Below are 1,748 nucleotides of genomic sequence, written 5' to 3'. Positions count from 1 at the left end.
TCGGCCTCTTCAACCATGGAGTCCTACAATTCACCTTATTTTGAAGCACCTTGAACAAGAGAATGTGAATGAATGTCCAAGATTCCTTGGGGTAAATCAAGATCAGGAAATCTTAAGTTTTGTCGTTGGCAACACTTATAATTATCCGTTGGTTGGTGCAATCGCTACAGTTGATGCTCTCATTTCTGCGGGTAAGTTATTACGTAAAATACATGACTCAACAGTGCCACTTTTGGAGCAAATTGATGTTAATTCCAACAAGTGGATGCTAGAGCCACGAAAACCTTTTGAGGTTATCTGTCATGGTGACTTTACTCCATACAATGTTGCTCTGTCAGAGAATACAGTTGTTGGTTTATTTGACTTTGATACTGCACCCCCTGCCCCAAGAATATGGGATCTAGCTTATTCAGTTTATTGCTGGTCTCCTTTCAAAACGGACAATAATGACAAGCTAGGCTCAATCACAGAACAAGTGGCTAGAGCTAAGTTGTTCTGTGATAGTTACGGTGCAAATGAGTCCGAAAGAAATCAATTAGCCGACGCAATGGTTCAGCGATTAGAAGCTTTAGTCTCGTTCATGCAAAGTGAGGCTGAAAATGGCAATGAATCCTTTGCTGAAAACATAGAGCAAGGTCATCTTCAATCTTACCTAAATGACATAGAATATATCATTGAAAATAAACAAAAAATTCAGCGCGCATTGTGCAACTAACAATTCACAAGTTATTCAGCACGCTTGGCCACTTTCACTCAACTCGGATCCAGAGTTTAGGGCACGAATTTAAAGCTGGGTGGTATAGCGTTATCGCCCGTTAGCTGCTTGGAGAAAATTTATGGTTCGAGATGCTCAAATCAAAGATTTAGATGTATTGGTTAGCCTTTTCATAGCCGAGAATGAGCACAACTCAGACTTAGCCCCAGATGTTGTTCGCAAAACTGAAGATGTTTTAAATGAGTCTGAGCTTCAAGACATTCTATCTGATGATAACCAGTTACTAGTTGTTAGCGAGCACGATGGGAAGGTAGTCGGTGCTCTATTAGGGAGCCTTACCACCGTTAAAGAACGTCGTTGGACTCAGTCACGAAGGTATGGATATATTGAAGAGTTAATTGTGTCTAGCGAAGCTCGAAAGTTAGGTGTAGCTACAGCGCTAGTTTCCTACTTTTCTGACTGGGCTAGTACTCTTGGCGCTAGTTCAGTTGACCTACATGTTTGGTCAAACAACACAGGAGCTATCGATTTTTATAGTCGCGTCGGATTTCAACCAAAACAGAATCTGCTCTCCAAAAGGCTACGCAGCTAACAAGTGCTTAAGACGGACTATGTGTTGACCAGCTCTAGTGGACACCTTCAATAGCTATTGGAGGTGTTTATACTAGATTATAAATCAGCTTTGGTGTTCTGGGCACAATGGTTTAAGTGCAGTGGCCTGCGTTGCTCACCACTTGATACAGCGTTAGTTGAATACAGGGAACCATCGAATGGAATTAAAGTGTCATTGCGGAAACGTTAGCTTGATGTTGAGTTCGCTTCCTAAAGAAATCGGAGACAAATCAGCATGAATGAGAAAACCGCTTTCTATTGTTGGGGGGACAAAGAAGAAGATTTTCACCGTTGTAACCCGGGTGGTTGTTTGACGCATTACATAACGACACAGAAATGTTCTGAAGATATCTTAGCGGTAAATATGAGAATGGCTGAAAACGAAGTGCTTTCCAGCATCCCAGTTAGGAAGATCAATGGT

General features: G+C 41.6%; 2 protein-coding genes and 1 pseudogene. All 3 read left to right on the top strand.

Annotated elements, in window-relative coordinates:
* Positions 1-715: aminoglycoside phosphotransferase family protein (locus tag KIV40_RS30520; protein ID WP_285353025.1), on the top strand; the 715-nt coding region annotated here is incomplete at its 5' end.
* 121 nt (positions 716-836) lie between these two features.
* On the top strand, positions 837-1,307 hold the full coding sequence (locus tag KIV40_RS30515; protein ID WP_285353023.1) for a GNAT family N-acetyltransferase: 471 nt from the start codon (positions 837-839) through the stop codon (positions 1,305-1,307).
* A gap of 214 nt (positions 1,308-1,521) precedes the next feature.
* A pseudogene (locus KIV40_RS30510) lies at positions 1,522-1,748 on the top strand (aldehyde-activating protein); the annotation flags it as partial.

Source organism: Vibrio sp. D173a, assembly GCF_030248475.1.
This window is presented reverse-complemented; position numbering and strand designations above follow the sequence as displayed.